General features: G+C 58.8%; 11 protein-coding genes and 1 pseudogene. 8 read left to right on the top strand and 4 right to left on the bottom strand.

Features of this window, described 5'->3' with window-relative positions; genetic code table 11:
• Window positions 1-160: 160 nt before the first annotated feature.
• A complete protein-coding gene (locus JL2886_RS02810) occupies window positions 161-583 on the bottom strand; it encodes a MarR family winged helix-turn-helix transcriptional regulator (RefSeq protein ID WP_065270629.1) in 423 nt (140 codons plus the stop codon).
• Window positions 584-689: 106 nt separating this feature from the next.
• Between JL2886_RS02810 and JL2886_RS02805 the strand changes: the two genes are divergently transcribed.
• The 8 genes from JL2886_RS02805 (at window position 690) to JL2886_RS02770 (ending at window position 11,637) form a co-directional block, all read left to right on the top strand.
• Window positions 690-1,796 (top strand): substrate-binding domain-containing protein, encoded by a 1,107-nt coding sequence (locus JL2886_RS02805; protein WP_237028477.1) that lies wholly within the window; start codon window positions 690-692, stop codon window positions 1,794-1,796.
• 135 nt (window positions 1,797-1,931) lie between these two features.
• Window positions 1,932-3,527, top strand: coding sequence for a flotillin family protein (locus tag JL2886_RS02800; protein WP_065270628.1), 1,596 nt, complete (start codon window positions 1,932-1,934; stop codon window positions 3,525-3,527).
• Between the two features lie 52 nt (window positions 3,528-3,579).
• Window positions 3,580-4,800, top strand: a complete 1,221-nt coding sequence (locus JL2886_RS02795) for an ABC transporter substrate-binding protein (RefSeq protein ID WP_065270627.1) — start codon at window positions 3,580-3,582, stop codon at window positions 4,798-4,800.
• Window positions 4,801-4,880: 80 nt separating this feature from the next.
• On the top strand, window positions 4,881-5,747 hold the full coding sequence (locus JL2886_RS02790) for an ABC transporter permease subunit (protein WP_065270626.1): 867 nt from the start codon (window positions 4,881-4,883) through the stop codon (window positions 5,745-5,747).
• On the top strand, window positions 5,747-6,784 hold the full coding sequence (locus JL2886_RS02785) for a branched-chain amino acid ABC transporter permease (RefSeq protein WP_065270625.1): 1,038 nt from the start codon (window positions 5,747-5,749) through the stop codon (window positions 6,782-6,784). The genes JL2886_RS02790 and JL2886_RS02785 overlap by 1 nt, the downstream gene beginning before the upstream one ends.
• Window positions 6,777-7,493, top strand: a complete 717-nt coding sequence (locus tag JL2886_RS02780) for an ABC transporter ATP-binding protein (RefSeq protein WP_065270624.1) — start codon at window positions 6,777-6,779, stop codon at window positions 7,491-7,493. Before JL2886_RS02785 ends, JL2886_RS02780 begins: the two co-directional genes overlap by 8 nt.
• Window position 7,494: 1 nt before the next feature.
• The gene (locus tag JL2886_RS19115) at window positions 7,495-9,873 is read left to right on the top strand and encodes an amidase (RefSeq protein ID WP_082995976.1); all 2,379 of its coding nucleotides are present in this window, start codon (window positions 7,495-7,497) and stop codon (window positions 9,871-9,873) included.
• A gap of 12 nt (window positions 9,874-9,885) precedes the next feature.
• Window positions 9,886-11,637: an AMP-binding protein gene (locus JL2886_RS02770; RefSeq protein ID WP_065270623.1), complete on the top strand. Its 1,752-nt coding sequence runs from the start codon at window positions 9,886-9,888 to the stop codon at window positions 11,635-11,637.
• Window positions 11,638-11,655: 18 nt separating this feature from the next.
• Here JL2886_RS02770 and JL2886_RS19310 read toward each other — a convergent pair.
• From JL2886_RS19310 to JL2886_RS02760, 3 genes and pseudogenes are all read right to left on the bottom strand, one after another.
• Window positions 11,656-11,781 (bottom strand): annotated as a pseudogene (locus tag JL2886_RS19310) (IS5/IS1182 family transposase); the annotation flags it as partial.
• Between the two features lie 382 nt (window positions 11,782-12,163).
• The gene (locus JL2886_RS02765) at window positions 12,164-12,433 is read right to left on the bottom strand and encodes a glutaredoxin family protein (RefSeq protein ID WP_116560280.1); all 270 of its coding nucleotides are present in this window, start codon (window positions 12,431-12,433) and stop codon (window positions 12,164-12,166) included.
• Between the two features lie 126 nt (window positions 12,434-12,559).
• Complete coding sequence (locus JL2886_RS02760; protein ID WP_065270621.1) at window positions 12,560-13,885, bottom strand: MFS transporter; 1,326 nt, start codon at window positions 13,883-13,885, stop codon at window positions 12,560-12,562.
• Window positions 13,886-13,921 lie beyond the last annotated feature (36 nt).

The raw sequence follows: 13,921 nt of genomic DNA, 5'->3' as shown, positions 1-13,921 counted from the left end.
CCCAAAATCTCCGACGACGAACACTTCGGGCTTCTCTCGTTTGCCAGCCATCGCTGATCCTCCAATTTGCGGGATAAAACTATCCCAGTTGGTGGACCACTTTCAGGGGGCTACTCCAAGTTCCGGGGCAGATACACCGCTTGCCTTCATAGGGTTATCTTCACGCAATCCCACGCAAGAGTTCAATGAGCTTGCCCGCATCGTCCTTGCCAATCAGGGACTCGAGTGCGGCGTCTTGATCCTGCACTTCCTCACGAACCTGCAGCATCCGCTTTTTTCCGAGCGCGGTCGGCAGCACGTTGATCTGTCGATGATCTGCCTGCGCGACTTGACGATGAACAAGACCATCCGAAACCAGACGGTCCACCAGTTTGGTCAGGGTAGGGGGATTCATCAGCACAACTTCAGCCAGCTGCCCCATGGTTAGCCGTTGGTCCGTTTCCAGCGTTTCAAGGATGCGCCAGGCTTCGATCTGAATGCCGTGTTTTTTAAGCCGGGCATTCAAGGATGCCGACATTTTCCGATGTGCCGCCGCCAAAGCATACGACAGATAGTCCTGAATAGGGTTTTCGCGCGTTTCCATAGGGGTCACTTCTCCACAGAACTCGAAATTAATTGACTTGGAAAGTAAGATCAATTGGTATGTAGCGGTTCCTGATCCTCTAGGGAAGGGGTGAGCCAATTTGAATGTGTTACCAGTTGTTCCAACTGAACTTGAGGAGCTGCGGGATAATCCGGTGTTGCGCGGCAACGGTACCTATCGGATCGCCCTCCTTATTCCACTGTGTGGTGCGGCGGGTCTTTGGGCCCCTTCTTGCATCTCGAGCGCACAGGTCGCGGTCGAGGAACTGAACCGGGCAAATGGTATTGATGGCCGCAAGGTGCAACTCATCATGATCGATGCGGCCATGGAGGCGAGCATCTCGATCGAGGAAACCGTCAACGATCTGATCGAAACAAACTCTATCGATGCCATCGTCGGGATGCATATCAGTGCGATCCGGCAGCGTCTGAGCAAGATTGTCCGTCAACGCATCCCTTACATCTATACGCCTTTATACGAAGGCGGTGAACGCACGGACGGTTTGTTCGCCATTGGCGAAACCCCGCAAGAACAGCTCGGCCCATCGATGCAGCACATCCAGAATGAGTATCGGCCCCGAAGCTGGGCCCTGATCGGCAACGACTATGTCTGGCCAAGAACCTCGCATAGCTACGCGAAGGGCAAGCTTCAGGAAATGTCGGTCGGGTTGGCTTATGAGAAATACCTGCCGTTTGGCCTGAAGAGCATGAGCATGTTCGTCGAAGAGATCTCCCGCTCGGGTGCGGAAGCCGTGCTGATCTCGCTTGTCGGGCAGGATGCCGTCGCGTTCAACAGGGCTTTCGGCAAGGCAAACCTTCATGACCGGATGGTGCGATTGTCTTGTGCAATCGAGGAGAACGGCCTGCTGGGCTGCGGCGCGCAAAACAGCAAAAGATTGTTCGCCGCGTCCTCCTATTTCGGAAGTTTGCCGACAGATGCGAACCTGGCGTTTAAGGAAAAATATTTCAACGTACACGGGGATCAGGCGCCGGTTTTGAACGCGCTCGGGCAGTCGACCTACGAGGGGGTCCATTTCCTGGCAGGGCTGATGCAGGGGCATGCAACAGTCTGGCGGGAGCACAGTGTTTCTCCCGCGTTGCCGGTGATTCACCGAAGCGGTCGGAAGCTCTCCTCTTTGAACACGAGTGAACGGGCGCCGATCTACCTTGCGCGGGCTGATAATCTGAAATTTGAAGTCATTAAAGAGTTATAAAACAGCATCTTGAAGTGAAATGATTTCCATTTCAAATTATTTACTTGAAGTGGAAATCAAATTCTCCCACGCTTTTGTGAACGAATGGATCGCGGACGGACACCTCCGACGATCGGTCACATGGGGAGATTTGCTTTGCTCTGGGTTGTCCTGCTGGTTCTGCTGGTAATCGTCGCTCTGGTCGCGATCTGGTTTCTTCAACGCTACTACGCGAAAGCTACTCTGGATACGGCGCTGGTCAGAACCGGCTTCGGCGGATCGCGTGTCGTAACGGACGGCGGGTGCCTGTCCCTGCCGATCCTGCACCAGGTTCAGAAAGTCTCAATGGGGGCGCTGACCTTTGGCATCAACCGCGAGGGGCGCGACGCCGTCCTGACGCGCGACAAGATGCGGGCCGATGTTCAGTTCGAGTTCGAGCTTCGCGTCGCACCGACCAAAGAAGGGATCTCGACGGCGGCTCAGGCGCTGGGTTCTCGGATCGCCCGTGGAGGTGACACGGTCAAGGACGTCTTCGCTGGCTCGCTCGTGGATGCGATCCAGCGCGCGGCGGCGGTTCGGACCTTAGAAGAAATTCACCTCGATCGTTCCGGTTTTTCCGACGATGTGGCTAGGGCAATTGATACCCAGGCTTCCAAGTTCGGGCTGACCCTGGTGTCGGCCTCCTTGCTGGCTGTCGATCAAAGCGATCTGAGCCAATGGAACGAAAATAATGCCTTCAACGCGCAAGGCATGCGTCAACTGGCCGAACTTGTCGCGGATCAACGCAAGGCGCGCATCCGCATTGAAACCGAGGCCGAGGTCGCCGTGCGTGAAAGCCACCTGGCGCAACATCAGCGGCAACTCGAACTGCAGCGTGCAGAACGTGAAGCAGAGATCGCCCTGCAAGAGCATCTGGCAAAGCTTGAGGCGGACGCCAAGTCCCGCGAAGACCGCGCCCGCGATGAAGCAAAACTCGCAAGCGAGACCACTCGGATCGAAAACGAGAAACGGGTGAAAGCGACGCAGGTGGAAAGTGACGAGGCGCTGCGCAAGGCCGAGATGGCAGCCATCCGGACGCTCGAAGAAGAGAAGATCAACAACGACATTCAAATTGCCAAGAAGCGCGCGGAGGAGGCCGAAGCCCGTGCCGAAGAGGAAGAGGCCAGAGCAAAGGTCATCCTCGCGGCCGAAAGCGTGCAGGCCCAGAAGGAACGTGCCATCGCCGAACGCGAGCGCGAGATCGCCCACCTGAAACAGGAGAAAGAGCTTTCGCTCGAAGGGGCCAAGGTCAAGCGGGATGTGGAGACGCTTCTGGAGAAGGCCAAGGCTGATGCCGCCGCTAAGACCAAGGCGAGCGAGGCAGAGCGCGTCCGGATGGAAGCGGAAGCCGCCGGTCGCATCGCACTGAACCAGGCCGAGAATACGCTTGGCGATGCGGTGATCCGGATGCGCCTGGAAGAGCGCAAGCTGGACCGCCTGCCGGAAATCATGACGCAGATGATGAAGCCGGTCGAAAAAATCGACTCTATCCGGATCAACCAGATTTCCGGCGCGGGTGGAAGCAATGGCGCCGGAGAAGGGGTCGATGGCGCATTCGGTGCCGCCATGGATCAGATCCTCGGAATGGCCGTGCGCCTGCCTGCGATGAAGCAGATGGGCGAGGAAATCGGACTGGATTTCGATGCCAACCTCGCCGGTCGCACTGCCGACTATGCAAACCGCATCAAAGACAAACCCAAGACCGAGAAGTGACGGGCAAACCGTCCAGATCCCCAACCGGAACGACAACAGGAAGGAAACTGATATGTCCCTGAACCGCCGAAACTTCTTGGCCAGCACAGCCGCCATCGCAGGCACCTCGATGCTGCCTCGCGTGGCCCTTGCCGCCGACACGATCAAATTGGGGTCGATCCTCGACACCTCGGGCATATTCGATGCCTACGGCAAGCCAATGGATATGGCGATGCGCCTGGCCGTTGACGAAATCAACGCGTCTGGCGGCCTTCTGGGTAAGCAGGTCGAGGTTGCGGCCTATGATACGCAATCTGACATGGCGCTCTATTCTCAATACGGTCAGCAACTGACCCGCCAGGACAAGGTCGATGTTGTGCATGGCGGCATCCTGTCCGCCTCGCGCGAGGCGATCCGCCAGACAATGCGCAAGACGAAGACGCTCTATTTCTACAACGTGCTCTACGAGGGCGGTGTCTGTGACCGCAACATCTTCATCAATGGAGTGACACCTGCGCAGCAGGTCGAGGCCCTCGTTCCCTACGCGATGAGCAAATCTGGCAAGAAGGTCTACATCCTCGCTGCTGACTACAACTACGGTCAGATCACCGCGCGCTGGATCCAGAAATTCGTGGCTGACAACGGTGGTGAGACTGTCGGTGTCGATTTCTTCCCGCTGGATGTGAGCGATTTCGGCTCAACCATCGCCAAGATTCAATCGGTTGGTCCCGATCTCGTCATTGCACCGCTCGTCGGGGGTGCGCACCTGTCGTTCTTCCGTCAGTGGGCTGCCGCCGGCATGAAAGACCGCATCCCTCTGGCATCGACCACGCTTGGCGTCGGCAACGAGCATAAGGTTCTGACCCCGGAAGAGGGCAATGGGATCATGGTGGCCTACAACTACAGCCAGGAGCTCGACACTCCCGCGAACGCCGCCTTCAAGGAGAAATGGGCAGCCGCCTATGGTGACAGCAACCTGATCCACGAGATCGCCGTATCGCATTATCAGGGCATTCTGACCTGGGCCGAAGCCGTCCGCCAGGCAGGGTCGCACGAACGCGACGCCGTGATTGCAGCCCTTGAGACAGGTCTGTCGATCGATGGTCCTGCTGGGAAAATTACGGTCGATCCGAAGACACACCATGCCGTTCTCGATGTGCATCTCATGGAATTCGAAAACCAGGGCATGAAAGTGATTGAAACACTGCCACAGCGACAGCCGGTCGACACTCAGGCCGTCTGCGATCTGGAGGCCAATCCGAACGACAATACCCAGTACGAAATCCAAATCTGACCGCTCACAGATTTTAGCGGGGCGGCAGGGTCGCCCCGCACACTCGGACTGTACTCCTCTTCCAACGGAATTTCTTTCTCATGGATTTAACCGTCGTCATACTTGTCGAGATGCTTTACGCGGTTGCCTCGCTGATCCTCATCAGTGCCGGCCTCGCGGTCGTCTTCGGAATGATGAAAGTGATCAACCTTGCCCATGGCGAGTTCATGATGATGGGCGGGTACGCCACCATCACAGCCGTGAACCTCGGCGTGAACATCTTCATCGCCATGCTGGTGATCGCGCCGATTGTCGTCGGGCTTATCGGGCTCGTGGTCGAACGGCTGGTGATCCGTCATCTCTATGGGCGGCTTGTCGACACGATGCTCGCAACCTGGGGGTTGAGCCTGTTCTTCATCGGTCTGGCGACAATGATCTTTGGCAATACGACGACAGGGATCTCAACACCGATCCCCGGCTTTGCCATCGGAAATTATCAGGTTAACGGCTATAACTTCTTCATCATCGTGGTCGCGATCCTGCTGCTTATCGGGACGCTCACGATCCTGAAGGCGACACGCGCAGGTTTGATCGCGCGCGGTACGATGCAACGCTCTGACATGGCGGCGGCACTGGGCTACAGCCCGGACCGCATCTACATGGCAACCTTCTTCTGCGGCTCTGCCCTGTCCGGCTTGGCTGGCGCGGTCCTCGCGCCGCTAGTCGGGCTCGTCCCGACATCGGGCGGCGCCTATATCGCCAAGGCGTTCATCACGGTGATCGCGGGCGGGCCGTCGCTTATCGCGGGCCTGTTCTCCAGCGCGGGTCTCTTTGGCGTCGTCAACCAAGTCTTCACCTTCGCCGTCTCTCCGGTCATCGGCGAAGTTGCACTCCTCGTGGCCGCAGTCATCCTGCTGCGCCTTTTGCCACAGGGCATTACCGGCAAATTCTTCAAGGGGAAGCTGTGATGCAAGGGAGCCTTTCAAAAGACGCCATCACGACCATCCTTGTTACCGCAGTTCTGATCTGGGTCATGCCCCTGATGATTGGCACCTACACGCTGACGGTTCTGATCGTCTACGGGATGCTTGGGTTAAGTCTTGGCCTGATCTGGGGCTTCGGCGGCATCCTCTGCTTTGGCCAGGCCGCTTTTTTCGGGCTGGGCGCCTATACCTACGCCATTGCCGCCATCAATGTCGGTGAAAGCACGCTTCCGATGATCCTCGCAGTGATGGTTCCGGCGGTGTTTGCGGCTCTGCTTGGGGCGATGATGTTTTATGGGCGCCTGAATGACGTCTATCTCGGCGTCATCACTCTGGTCGTGACGCTGATCCTGTTCAAGTTCATCAACTCGACCGCCGGGCCGCAATACGTGATCGGGACCGCGCGTCTGGGTGGTTTCAACGGAATCCCGGGGTTCCAGACGCTGAACATCCCCGGACGCCCGGATGACTACATCTGGGGCGACAGTTACTTCTATGTCTGCGCCGTCCTTCTGGGCGCGGTCTACTTCCTCGTCTCTGCCTTGCTGAGGTCAAGCTTCGGCCGTGTCGCCGTCGGTATCCGTGAAAACGAAACCCGCATGTCTTTGATGGGATATGACGTGCGGATCAGGAAAACCGTCCTCTTCGCTGCGGGTGCAGCGATTGCCGGGCTGGCCGGGGCGCTTTTTGCGAACTGGGCTGAGATTGTCACGCCGAGCCTGTTTTCTCTTGGCCAATCTGCCGAGATCATCATCTGGTGCATCGTTGGTGGACTGGGTACCCGGTTCGGTCCGGTTCTTGGCGCGGCCGGGCTGGCTTATCTGAAATTTCTTCTGGGACAGCAGAGCGTCATCGACAACACGTTGATCACCGGCCTGATCCTGGTTCTTTTCGTTCTTTTCCTGCCCAAAGGCGTCGTCCCGGCGCTGGCGGGGCTATGGAAAGTGAGCTTTGGTCGCCGCCCCTTGGGACGCATTCACCAGCAACGGCGTATGAGAAACAGGGAGCGTCAGAATGGCTGAAGTTGTTCTTGAAACCCACGGGCTGACCATGCGCTTTGGCGGCGTAGTGGCGTCCAACAACGTCGATTTCAAACTCCGTGCAAGAGAGCTCCGCTGCTTGATCGGTCCGAATGGGGCCGGGAAGTCCACCTTCTTCAAATGCGTCACCGGTCTCCAAACCCCGACTGAGGGCGAGGTCTACATGCGCGGTATAGAGACCACCCATTGGATACCGCATCAGATTGCCTCGCTCGGTGTCGGCATCAAGACACAGACGCCGAATGTCATGGACAGCCTGAGCGTGTTCGAGAACATCTGGCTTGCCGCCCGGCGGTTTCATGACGTCCAGGAAGCCAACCTGAAGACGCAGGAGATCATCGAGCGCCTCGCCTTGGGATCGATTGCGCGCGACGATCTGGGGCGGTTGGCGCACGGCGAACGGCAGCGCGTTGAGCTTGGCCTCGTGGCGGTCGGCGACCCCTGGTTGGTGCTGCTTGATGAACCTGCTGCCGGGATGAGTGCCGAGGACGTGGAACGCATGACCGGCATCATCCATGAGCTGAACAAGACCGCGGCGATCATCATCGTCGAGCACGACATGCAATTCATTCGCTCGATTGCCGACATGGTGACGGTTTTCCACCAGGGAGAAGTGTTGATGGAAGATCACGTAGATCGCGTCATGTCTGATCCCACGGTTCGCAACGTCTATCTTGGAAAGAAGAACTGAGATGACAGTGGATGTGACAGAAATCCTGAAGGTCAAAAGCGTCTCGGGCGGCTATGGAAAAGTGCCAATCCTGCATGGGATCGACTTTGCCGTCGTCGAAAACGAGGTCGTGGGCATTCTCGGCCACAATGGTATGGGCAAGACCACCCTCCTGAAGACGTTGATGGGCTTCCTGCCAACCGGGTCCGGGGCAATCCGGTTTCACTCGACGGATATCACCGGGATGGCACCTTTCGAACGGGCAGGGCTTGGCATGGGTTACGTGCCACAGGGCAGAGGCATCTTCCCCCAGCTTTCCGTGCGCGACAACCTGCGGTTCGCCTGGCATGAATATGCAGGGGCCTCCGAGCACGACGTGATGGAGGCCGTGCTCTCGGATTTCCCGCGCCTGCGGCCTTTGCTGGACCGCGAGGGAGGCGCCCTTTCTGGCGGCGAACAGCAACTTCTTGCCCTGGCCCGCTGTCTGATGGGGGATCCGGATTTCCTGCTGTTGGATGAGCCCACCGAAGGCATCCAACCTTCGATAATCGAGGAAATGGGCGAAACACTCCTTGATCTGCGAAAAAGCCGGGGGCTGTCCATTCTGCTTGTGGAACAGAACTTCGACTTCATTTCCGATCTGTCTGACCGGGTACTCGTGCTCGAACGCGGTCGGATCACCGGAGAGTTGAGCAAGGCAGATCTTTCGGATCAGGGAAAGGTGGATCAGTTCTTGGGGTTCGGAGCGGCGAGATCTACCCGAGGACAAACTGGGGGGCAGTCGCCCGCACGACCGACCGCGACGGGACAGGCTCAGTATCAGGCAAAACAGACACAGTATCAGGTGGCACGGGCGATTGAACCAGCTGCCGCAAGTGTGGGGACCAACATGACCATAAGACGACCGACACTTTCGCAAATGCGTGAAATGGCGAACCGGTTTGGGATGAACCTGCCGGATGCGGATCTTGAGGAATACCGTGAGATCATCGAGCCCTACATGCAGGCCTATGATCGTCTCGACGCGATGCCTGACTACCTGCCAGAGGTCCGTTATCCGCGCAGCCCCGGCCGGTTCCCGAACCCGACCGAGAATCCGCTGAATGCCTGGTATGTGAAGACCGAAGTGCGCGGCGCACCGGATGGCAAGTTGCGGGGCAAGCGCATCGCGCTGAAAGACACGGTTTGCCTGGCTGGCGTGCCGATGATGAATGGCTCGTCCATCATGGAGGGGTACACACCCGAGATCGACGCCACAATCGTCACCCGGATGCTGGATGCAGGCGCCGTCATCGCGGGTAAGGCACATTGTGAAAATTTCTGCCTCTCGGGCGGCTCGCACACCAACGCCAAGGGGCCGATCCACAACCCCTGGAAACGCGGATATATGGCCGGAGGTTCCTCTGGCGGGTCGGCGGCGCTTGTCGCCTCGGGCGAGGTCGACATGGCCATCGCAGGAGACCAGGGTGGATCCATCCGCATCCCGGCCTCCAATTGCGGCGTTTATGGGATGAAGCCTACGCATGGGCTTGTGCCCTACACCGGGGCAATGCCGATCGAGCAAACCATCGACCATCTCGGCCCGGTGACGAATACGGTCGCAGACAATGCACTTTTGCTGGAGGTGCTGGCAGGCGAAGACGGGCTCGATCCACGCCAGTACAAGCCCACAGTCTATAGCTATACCGAGGCTCTGGGGCGCGGCGCGCATGGGATGCGCATCGGAGTCCTTATGGAAGGGTTCGCCCACGAGAATTCGGAATACGATGTGGATACCAAGGTCATGCAAGCCGCCGAGCGTTTTCGGGAACTCGGTGCGCGGGTTGAGGAGGTGTCGATTCCGGAACATTATACCGCCATGGATGCCTGGACAGCGATCACGCTTGAGGGCCTTCAGGATGGCATGATGTGGGGCAATTCGACGGGCACCAACTATAAGGGGCTTTTCCTGCCTTCCATGACCGACCACATGTCGCAATGGCATGGCCGCGCAGATGAGCTGAGCCATTCGCTAAAGGCCTGCATGTTCGTAGGTGAGCATTTCCAGCGCCAGTATCGGGGCCGCTTCTATGGCAAGGCGCAGAACATCATGCGGCTCTGCAATGAACGCTACATGGCGGCGCTCAAGCAATACGATCTGCTGTTGATGCCGACGCTGCCGATCAAGCCGCAACCGCATCCGCCTGCCGATTGCTCGCTTAGCCTCTATGTGCAGCGCGCCTTCGAAATGGTCGCCAACACAGCGCCCTTCAACGGCGGCCTGCCGGCGATGAGTATCCCCTGCGGCCTGAGCGAGGGCCTGCCCATCGGTATGATGCTGGTGGGGCCACACTATGGAGAGATGAAGATCTATCAGGCGGCTGATGCCTTTGAGAAATCTGGCGATTGGCGCAACATGTAAGGGAGGATCTACATGTCAATCCTGAACGAAAGTCTGGCAACACGGATATCTGATTGGGCGCCCCAGACCGAGAAAACCACGGACACCATCGCTCCGCAGGATGGTCAATCCTATGTCCGTGGGCCATCGACCCCGCCACTTGCCTACATCACCATTCCCCAGCTGTTGCGGGACGCGGTATCAAGGTTCGGCCCCCGCGATGCGGTCGTGTTCAGCGAACAGAATATCCGGTTGAGCTACTACGATCTCGACCGCGCGGTGGACGAGCTTGCCTCCGGTCTCCTGGCGCTTGGTCTCGAAAAGGGTGACCGGGTCGGGGTCTGGTCTCCCAACCGCTTCGAATGGGTTCTGACGCAGTTTGCAACCGCCCGCGTCGGGCTTGTGCTGGTGAACATCAACCCGGCCTACCGCCTGGGTGAGTTGGAATACGCTTTGAACAAGGTCGCCTGCAAGACCATCATCGCGGCCAAATCCTTTAAGACCTCCGATTATGCAGGCATGCTCCGCAATCTCGCTCCGGAGCTGGAAAATTGCGAACCGGGCCGCCTTCGCTCGGCAACTCTGCCGCATCTGCGAAACGTCATCATCATGGATGACCAGCCGGGTCCAGGGGCCTACTCCTTCGAGGAGCTCAGGAAGCTCGGCGGCCCGGCTCAGCAGCTCCGCATCCCCGAGATCGACAGGACGCTTAGCCCGGATGACGCGATCAACATTCAATTCACCTCTGGCACGACTGGTATGCCGAAGGGCGCAACTCTCTCGCACTACAATATCGTCAACAATGCCCGCTTCGTGACTGATCGCATTCGCCTGTCCGAGACGGACCGGCTGGCTATCCCGGTGCCACTTTATCATTGTTTTGGTATGGTGATGGGCGTCCTCGGGGCCATCGGCAAAGGGGCGACCATGGTCTTCCCCGGCGAGGGTTTTGATGCGGCGCAGACCCTTGACGCGCTGGCCAAGGAACGTTGCACGGCGGTCTACGGGGTGCCGACCATGTTCGTTGCGATGCTCGAAGACCTCGGCGATACGCCCCGTGATCTCTCCAGTTTGCGTACCGGCATCATGGCTGGCGCTCCGTGCCCGGTTGAAGTCATGCAACGTGTGAACTGTGAAATGAACATGAAAGAGGTCACGATCTGCTATGGGATGACGGAAACCTCGCCCGTCTCCTTTCAGAGTTTCGTGGACGACCCCACCGAGAAGCGCTGCGAGACAGTCGGTCGGGTTCATCCGCATCTGGAGATCAAGATCGTCGATCCGGATGGGCGGATTGTCCCGGTTGGCACCCGGGGAGAGCTTTGCACCCGCGGCTACTCGGTCATGAAGGGGTATTGGGAGGATCCGGAGAAGACCGCCGAAAGCATCGTGGATGGCTGGATGCACACCGGCGATCTTGCCGTGTTCGACGAGGAAGGCTTCTGTTCCATCGTTGGCCGCGTGAAAGACATGATCATCCGGGGCGGAGAAAACATCTACCCACGCGAAATCGAGGAATACCTGATGCGGCATCCGAAGGTGAGCGATGTGCAAGTCTTCGGCATTCCGCATGACACCTTGGGCGAGGAAGTCTGTGCATGGGCGATTGCAAAGCCCGGTGTGGAGTTGGGGGAGGAGGAGCTTCGCGAGTCACTGAAGGGTCAGATCGCGCATTTCAAGATCCCTCGGCACGTCCGGATCGTTGATGAACTTCCCATGACGATCACGGGGAAGCCACAGAAGTACGTGATGCGCGAAAAGATGGTCGCTGAGCTCGTGGCCTAGACTCTGGCCCCTTTGAATTCACAGCCAGTAGATGACAGCCGCTGCGAGAGCGACAATAGAGAAGAAGGCCGTGGGGCATCTGTCATACTTTGTTGCCACACGCCGCCAGTCCTTGATCCTGCCGAACATGATCTCGATTCGGTTACCAGTTGCTTTGCACGCTCGCGGCCCTTGGGAGAGAATTTGTTTATTGTCTTGTTCATTGTGACTTCGTCCTACTCAGGAGTTGAATCCTTCGGCAACCCCTGTGCGGTTCGGCTGTTCGCAGATCAGATGCTCTACCCCATCTCCTTGAAACGCCTGCTTTACGCCTGGATGCAACGACGGAAAATGCCAGCTTTGGTCTGCTGGGGTCACAAAGGGCTACTGGCACACTCTTTCCGAGGACCTAAAGGCGGCGATGAAGTGGGCTGATGAAGAGATCAGAAAGCCTTTCCTTGGGCGCACAGAGGGCAGGCAACGTGGTCATGTCCCCCCCGCTTTATGCGCGTCTTTGCTCCGCGGGCATGACGGGGGGGCTTGTGGATCAGCGTTTCCAGAACCGTTTTGGTTTCGGCTTCTGGGCCTTGAGGTGTTTCTTCAGCTCGGTAAAGCCACCAATTTTCTCCCCGTCGATAAACACAAGCGGCGTTGTGGTGACGTGGTGCTTATCCTTGAAGACATCTGTTTCCCGGCGGGTGCGGAGCACATGTTCTTCGATATCGAATTTTTCGCGACGCAGCAGGTCAAGGGCTGCCGTGCCGAAGCCACAGGTGTAATTGGGCAAATCCATGCGATATATGACGGCTTTGGGCATAGGGGGATCCTTTCTATTCGCGGCGGGTTTCGAATACCGGCATGGCTTGCGCAAGGTCGGGCGGATCACGTTGGCGTGGGGGAGGTGAGTGCGTCGGCTGGGAGCAGGGTGGGGAGCGCCTGATTGTCAGCCGCGCATCGGCCAGTCGCGGTGCAGATCGTCGATGATGATAGCGTGCTTGTGTGCCTCATCCCCGTGCTCAAGCAGGTGTGGATGATCCGGCGGCAGATCCGCGTGGCTATGGGGTATCTCCGAGGGGGCATGGGCAGGCCAGAGGAAACGGCACAGCAGCAGCCCGACAAGAGAAAGCGCCGCCAGCAGGATCAGCGCCGTGAGCGTGCCAAAGGCGGTCATCAGCCAGCCAGACAGCGGATAGGTCAGAAGCCAACAAGCATGGGAGAGGGCAAACTGCGCGGCAAAGATGGCCGGGCGGTCCTCGGCATGGGCAGAGCGGCGCAACAGCCGTCCGGAGGGGGTCATTACCGACGAGTAGCCGACGCCGACCAGACACCAGCTGATCAGCAGCGCGCCCCAGCTGAGGCCCGTAATCGCCACCAGGGCCGCCAGCCCCAGCAATGCCGCAACCAGCAGCCCGGCGCCGGACAGCATGACTGGCCGGTCCGGCACCCGGTCCAGCACAGGGGGCAGCAGCAGCGCCGCCAGCATCGAGCCGAAGCCAAAGGCGAACATCGCCCAGGCCACATTGCTTTCGCTCAGGCCCAACTCTCCGCGCACCAGAACCACCGAGTTCACCAGCACCATGGCTCCGGCCGCCGAGACCGCAAGATTGAGCGCCAGAAGACCGCGCAGCCGCGGCGTGGCCAGATAGATTCGGATCCCTCGGGTGGTGCGGTCGTAGATACCGCGCCGCTGGGTGGATTTGGGGCTGGGAAGCAGCACTGAGACGACAAGCAGGGCGGAGCCGACAAAGCCAGCGACCGTACCAAGGAATAGCGTATCATAGACCATGACGGTCAGCAGCAGCGCCGCCAGCGTTGGGCTGACAATGTTTTCCAAGTCATAGGTCAGCCGCGACAGCGACAGCGCCCGGGTATATCGGTCCTCTTCTGGCAGGATGTCCGGAATCGTGGCCTGGAATGTGGGAGTAAAGGCAGCTGATGCGGATTGCAGCAGGAAGATCAGCACATAGACCTGCCAGACCTCGGTGACGAAGGGGAGAAACAGGGCCGCTGCCGCCCGCACGAGGTCCAGCGTGACCAGCAGGGCGCGGCGGTTCACACGGTCGGCAAAGGCCCCGGCGATGGGTGCAATCCCCACATAGGCGATCATCTTGATCGTGAAGATGCTGCCGAGCACCAGCCCCGCGCCGCCGCCTGCCAGATCATAGGCCAGCAGACCCAGCGCAACGGTGGCAAGCCCGGTCCCGATCAGCGCCACGACCTGGGCCAAGAACAGATGGCGATAGGTGCGGTCTGACAGGATGTCGAACATGGGTGTCCTCACGCAGAGCGGGAAATGGCGATGGGC

This window comes from Phaeobacter gallaeciensis (assembly GCF_001678945.1).
Classification (GTDB): Bacteria; Pseudomonadota; Alphaproteobacteria; order Rhodobacterales; family Rhodobacteraceae; genus Phycobacter; species Phycobacter gallaeciensis_A.
Note: the sequence above shows the minus strand (reverse complement) of the source record. Positions and strands in the feature narration are given on the sequence as shown.